Annotated in this window: 5 protein-coding genes; all 5 read left to right on the top strand. The window is 77.3% G+C overall.

What is annotated here, in order from left to right:
* Window positions 1–820 (top strand): MnhB domain-containing protein (locus EBM89_RS22505; RefSeq protein ID WP_122151198.1); only part of this gene is annotated, 820 nt, incomplete at its 5' end.
* Window positions 817–1,098, top strand: a complete 282-nt coding sequence (locus EBM89_RS19145; protein WP_122151199.1) for an NADH-quinone oxidoreductase subunit K — start codon at window positions 817–819, stop codon at window positions 1,096–1,098. The genes EBM89_RS22505 and EBM89_RS19145, both read left to right, overlap by 4 nt.
* Complete coding sequence (locus tag EBM89_RS19150) at window positions 1,091–2,620, top strand: complex I subunit 5 family protein (protein WP_122151200.1); 1,530 nt, start codon at window positions 1,091–1,093, stop codon at window positions 2,618–2,620. Before EBM89_RS19145 ends, EBM89_RS19150 begins: the two co-directional genes overlap by 8 nt.
* Window positions 2,617–4,119, top strand: coding sequence for a proton-conducting transporter transmembrane domain-containing protein (locus tag EBM89_RS19155; protein WP_122151201.1), 1,503 nt, complete (start codon window positions 2,617–2,619; stop codon window positions 4,117–4,119). Before EBM89_RS19150 ends, EBM89_RS19155 begins: the two co-directional genes overlap by 4 nt.
* On the top strand, window positions 4,110–5,700 hold a 1,591-nt coding region (locus EBM89_RS19160; protein ID WP_233571858.1), incomplete at its 3' end, for a proton-conducting transporter transmembrane domain-containing protein. The genes EBM89_RS19155 and EBM89_RS19160, both read left to right, overlap by 10 nt.

Raw genomic sequence — 5,700 nt, forward strand, 5'->3', positions numbered from 1 at the left:
GATCGCGTCGGGGGCGACCGGGGCGCTGCTGGTCTCGGCGGTGACCGCGCGCGGCCGGGCGGGCGGTCCCGCTCCGGCGGCGGACCGGCCCACGCGCCCGCGTGGGGTGCTCGGCCCGGCCACCGCGCTGCTCGTCGCCGGGACGACCGGCGTGCTGCTGGGCCGGGTGCTCGTCACCGCTGCCCGCGAGGGCCAGGGCGCCGGGGACCGGCTCGGCGACCTGGTCCGCGACGCGGACGGCGTGGTGAGCCACACCGTGACGGTCGTGCTGCTGGACCTGCGGGCGCTCGACACCCTGCTGGAGGTGGCCGTGCTCACCGCCGCCGTGCTCGCCGCGCTCGCCCTGCACCGGGACGGCACCCTGGCGCACGTCCCGCTGCACGCCGACCCGCGTCCCGTCGTGCGGGGGTTCGCGGTGCTGGCCGTGCCGCTGGTGCTGCTGCTCACCGGGTGGTTCCTCGTCGCCGGGTCCTCGCGGCCGGGCGGCGCGTTCCAGTCCGGGGCGATGCTCGCCGGGGCGGCGCTGCTGCTGGCGCTCACCGGCCGCGCGGACCTGGTCCCGACCGGGCGGCTGCTGCGGCCCGCCGTCGTCGCGGGCCTCGCGACGTTCCTCGTCGTCGCCGGGGCCACGCGGCTGCTCGTCGGCACCTGGCTGCGCGTCGAGGCCCCGTGGGGCGGCTGGGTGGTGCTCGGGCTGGAGGCGGGCCTGGTGCTGAGCATCGGGGTCGGGCTCACCGCCCTCGTGCTCGCGGCCCGCCCCGACTCCCCCGCGGACGCACCCCGCGCCGGGGCGAGCGGGCGACGCGGGGCGGACTCGTGAGCACCGCGGAGGTCTACCTCGTGCTCGGCGGCGTGGTCACGCTGCTCGGGGCCGTCCGGCTGCTCACCACCCGGGACCGGCTGGCGCAGGTGATCGCCCTGAACGTCACCGGCACGGGCACGGTGCTCGTGCTGGTCGCGCTCGCGGCGACCGGCGGGGGCGAGCCCGACCCGGTGCTGCACGCGCTCGCCCTGACCGGCATCGTCATCACGGTCTCCGTGACCGGGCTGGCGCTGGTGCTGGTGCGCCGCCTGGACCGGGAGGACGACGGTGGGTGACGTCGTCCTCGCGTCCCTGCTGCTGCCGCTGGCCGGGGCCGTCGCCGCCGCCGTCGCGCCCGCGCGGCGCACCGTCGCCGTGGTCACGGCCGCCGGGCAGACGGTGCTGGCGGTGGTGCTCGCGGTGACCGTGCTGCGCGACGGGCCCGTGGCGACCGCGCCCGGCGGCTGGGAGCCGCCGCTCGGCATCGCCCTGCGCGTCGACGGGGTGGCCGCGGCGGTCGGCCTGCTCGCCGCCGTGGTCGTGACGGCGGTGCTCGCCCACGCGTGCGCGTCCCCCGCGTCGACCGGCCCGGCGACCGAGCCCGCCGCCGGGCGGTCGGCGTACTGGCCGCTGACCCTGCTGACCCTGGCGGGGCTGCAGGCGGTGCTGGTGGCCGCGGACCTGTTCACCACGTACGTGGCCCTGGAACTGCTGACTCTCGGGGCGGTGGCGCTGGTCGCGCTGGGCGGGCGCGGCGCCTACGGCCCGGCGCTGCGGTACCTGTGCCTGGCGGTGCTGGGGTCGTTCGCGTTCCTGGTCGCCGTGGCCCTCGTCTACGCCCGCACCGGCACGCTGACCCTGGACCTGGCCGCGGCGGCGCTGCCCCCCGGACCCGCCCTGACGACGGCGCTGGGCCTCGCCACGGTCGGCCTGCTCGTGAAGTCCGCGCTCTTCCCGCTGCACGCCTGGCTGCCGGACGCGCACGCCGCCGCCCCGACCGCCGTCAGCCCGCTGCTGTCCGCGCTGGTGGTCAAGGGCTCGTTCGTGGTGCTGCTGCGCGTGTGGACGGCGCTGGGCGGGGACGCGGCGCTGGCGTCCGTCCTGGCCGTGCTGGCCACCGGCGCGGTGGCCTGGGGCGGGGTGCTGGCCCTGCGCGCCGCCGCGCTCAAGCGGGTGGTCGCGTACTCGACGGTCGCGCAGGTGGGGTACCTGGTCCTGCTGCTCCCCCTGGTCACGCCCGCGCTGGCCGGGGGCGACGGCGTCGCCGTCGACGTCGCCCGGACCGCGTGGCAGGGCGTGCTGCTGGTCCTACTGGCGCACGGGCTCGCGAAGGCGGCGATGTTCCTCGCCGCCGGGACGCTGGTGGGCGTCGCCGGGAGCGGGCGCGTGGCCGACCTCGGGGGCACGGCGGCTCGGGCGCCCGTGGTCGTGACGGCGTACGCCCTGGCCGGGGTGTGCCTGGCCGGGCTGCCGCCGTCGCTCGGGTTCGTCGGCAAGTGGGCGCTGCTGGACGCCGCGCTCACCGGCGGACGGTGGTGGGTGGTCGCGGTGCTGCTCGGTGGCGGCCTGCTCACCGCCGCCGCCACCGCCCGGGTGCTCGCGGCGACGCTGCGGGAGCCCGGCCCCGGGGACGGTCCGCCCCCGGGCACGCCCCACGGCCGGGAGGAGGCACCCGGCGCGACCGCGCTCCCGACGCCGCGCGCCGGGGAGCGCTGGCCCGCGCTGGCGCTCGCGCTGCTCGCCGTCGTGACCTGCGTCGGCTCGGCGTGGCTCGCGGACCTGGTCCTGGTCGGCGCGCCACCGGGGGTGGGCGGATGACCTGGACCGCGTGGATCCCCGTGCTCGTGCTGCTCACCTCGCTCGTCCCGGCCGTGGTGATCCTGCTGCTGCCCGAGCGCCGCGAGCGCCTGCGCACCGCCCTGAGCCTGGCGGGCGCGGCCGCGAAGGTGGCGCTGGTGGTCGCCCTCGTCGGGCCCGTGGTCGACGGGCGCCGACCCGAGGTGCGGGTGCCGTTCCTGCCGGACGTGGACCTGGTGCTGCGGGTCGAGCCGTTCTCGCTGTACTTCCTCGGGCTGTCCGCGTTCCTGTGGCTGGTCACGACGGTGTACGCGGTCGGCTACCTGCGGGACCACGGGCACCACCGGTCGCGGTTCTTCGGGTTCTTCTCGCTGTGCGTGGTGGCGACCTCGGGGGTCGCGCTGTCCGGCAACCTCGTGACGTTCGTCGTGTTCTACGAGCTGCTGACGCTGGCGACCTACCCGCTGGTCGCGCACGACCAGACGCCCGCGGCGCTGCGCGGCGCCCGGACGTACCTGCACTACACACTCGTCGGGGGCGTGGCGCTGCTCCTGGGCGCGGTGTGGCTGACGGTGCTCATCGGGCCGGTGGAGTTCGCGGACCGCGGCAGCCCGGCGGTCGCGGCGCTCGCCGCGTCCGACCCGGGGACGCTGCGCCTGGTGGTGGCGCTGATGCTCGGCGGGCTCGCGGTGAAGGCCGCGCTCGTCCCGGTGCACGGCTGGCTGCCGAAGGCGATGGTCGCGCCGGCGCCGGTGAGCGCGCTCCTGCACGCGGTCGCCGTGGTGAAGGCCGGGGTGTTCGGCATCGTCCTGGTGGTCGACATGGTGCTCGGCGTGCAGGTCGCCGAGGACCTCGGGGTGCTGCTGCCGCTCACCGTGGTCGCGTGCGTGACGATCCTGTGGGGCTCGGTGCGGGCGCTCGCCCAGGACGGCCTGAAGGCCCGGCTCGCCTACTCGACGGTCAGCCAGGTGTCCTACGTCGTGCTCGGCGTCTCGCTGGTCAGTGCCACGGGGATGACCGGCGGCGTGGTGCACATCGTCCACCAGGGGCTGATGAAGATCACGCTGTTCTTCTGCGCGGGGCTGCTCGCGCAGACGCTCGGCCTGACCCGGGTCAGCCAGCTCGCCGGGGTGGGCCGCCGCATGCCGCTGACCTGCGCGGCGTTCACCGTCGGCGCCCTGGGGATGATCGGCATCCCGCCCGTGGCGGGGTTCGTCACGAAGTGGTGGCTCGGCCTCGGGGCGCTGGACGCCGGGGAGCCGTGGGTGCTCGCGGTGCTGGTGACGTCCAGCCTGCTGAACGCCGCGTACTTCCTTCCGGTCGTGGCGCGCATGTGGTGGGGCAAGGCGGAGGCCGGTGCGGTGCTGCCTCGACCCGTCGGCCCGGAGGCCCCGTGGACGATGGTCACCCCCGCGCTGGTCACGGCAGGGTGCTCGATCGCGGTCGCCCTGGGGGCGGGGCTGGCGTTCTCACCGCTGTCCATGGCCCGCGTCATCGTGGAGGAGGGGTGGTGGCCGTGATCTGGTGGCTGCTCGCGGCCGGGCTCCCCCTGGCGACGGCCGTCGCGTTCCTGGCGCTGTCCCCCGGGGCCGAGCCCCGCAACGACGCCGCCCGGCGGCTCGGCCGGGTCGCGCCGCTGAGCCTGCTCCCCGCCGCGGTGCTGGCGGTGCTGGGCCCGGCCGCGGGGACGGTGGACGCGCCCTGGCTGCTGATCGGCGCGACCACGACCCTCGACCCGGTCGCGCGCCCGCTGCTGCTCACCGCCGCGGTGCTGTACGCCGCGGGACTCGCGGCCGCGGCGGTGTCGGGGGTGCGGCGCACGGCCGTGCTGAGCGCGCTGCTGCTGATCTGCTTCGTCGGCAACGCGACGGTGTTCGTGGCGGGCGACGCCGGGACGTTCTACGTCGGCTACGCGGTGATGAGCGTCGCCGCCTACGGGCTGGTCGTGCACAGCCGCAGCGCGGACGCCCGGCGCGCGGGCCGCACGTACCTCGCCCTGACGCTGGTCAGCGAGATGGCGGTGCTCGTGGCGCTGCTGCTGGTGGTCGACGCGGGCGGGACGCTGCTGGCCGACGCCCCCGCCGCGGTGGCCGCGTCCCCGCACCGGTCGACGATCGTGGGGCTGCTGCTGCTCGGGTTCGGCATCAAGGCCGGGACGTTCCCGCTGCACGGCTGGCTGCCCCTCGCGCACCCCGCGGCGCCCCCGCCGGGAAGCGCCGTGCTCAGCGGCGCGATGATCAAGGCGGGCCTGGTCGGCTGGCTGCGGTTCCTGCCGCTGGGCGAGGTCGCCCTGCCGGGGTGGGGCACGACGCTGGTGCTGCTCGCGCTGGTCGGGGCGTTCCTCAGCCTCGTCCCGGGCGTGCTCACCGACGACCCCAAGGTGTCGCTGGCCTACTCCTCGGTGAGCCAGATGGGGTTCCTCGGCGTGCTGGTGGGCGTCGCGCTGACCGCCCCGGACCTCGCTGGGGTGTGCGGGGCGGCTGCCGTGGTCTACGCCGTGCACCACGGCGTCGCGAAGGGCGGGCTGTTCCTGTCGGTGACGGTGTGGCGGCTGCACGGCGCCGGGCCGCTGCGCCCCTACGTGCTCGCGGGCATGGCCCTGCTGGCGCTCGCCGTCGCGGGCGCGCCGCTGGGCAGCGGCTCGGTCGCGAAGTACGCCGCGAAGCAGGCCCTGTCGCCCGCCGCGGTCGAGGTCGTGGACCTGGCGGCGCTGCTGCCGCTGGTGGGGACGGTCTCGACGCTGCTGCTGGTCCGCGCGGGCGTCCGGCTGCTCACCGCGACCCGGCCGGACTCGGGCCGCCTCGACGCGGCGGTCGTCTCCTGGACCGTGCTGGTGCTCGGCGGGACCGTCGCCACCTGGTACCTCGCCGGCACCGCGTTCCCGGAGCTGAAGGTGCCGTCCCTCGACGCCGTGACGTTCTGGGACGCCCTGTGGCCGGTGCTGCTCGGCCTCGGCCTGGCGGCCGGGACCTGGGCCCTGGTGCGGACCGACCGCCTGCCGACGCGCCTCGTCGCCGCGCGCGTGCCCCCGGGCGACCTGCTGGTGCCGGTCGAGCGCGGGGCGCTCCGGCTCGCCGGGGCGACGGCGCGCGGCTCCGCCC

The organism is Cellulomonas triticagri, from assembly GCF_003696205.1.
Lineage (GTDB): Bacteria > Actinomycetota > Actinomycetes > Actinomycetales > Cellulomonadaceae > Cellulomonas > Cellulomonas triticagri.

Bases quoted from the DNA above. Each gene is read 5' to 3' on its own strand.
- EBM89_RS19155 (WP_122151201.1), top strand. From the start codon at position 2,617: ATGACCTGGACCGCGTGGATCCCCGTGCTCGTGCTGCTCACCTCGCTC.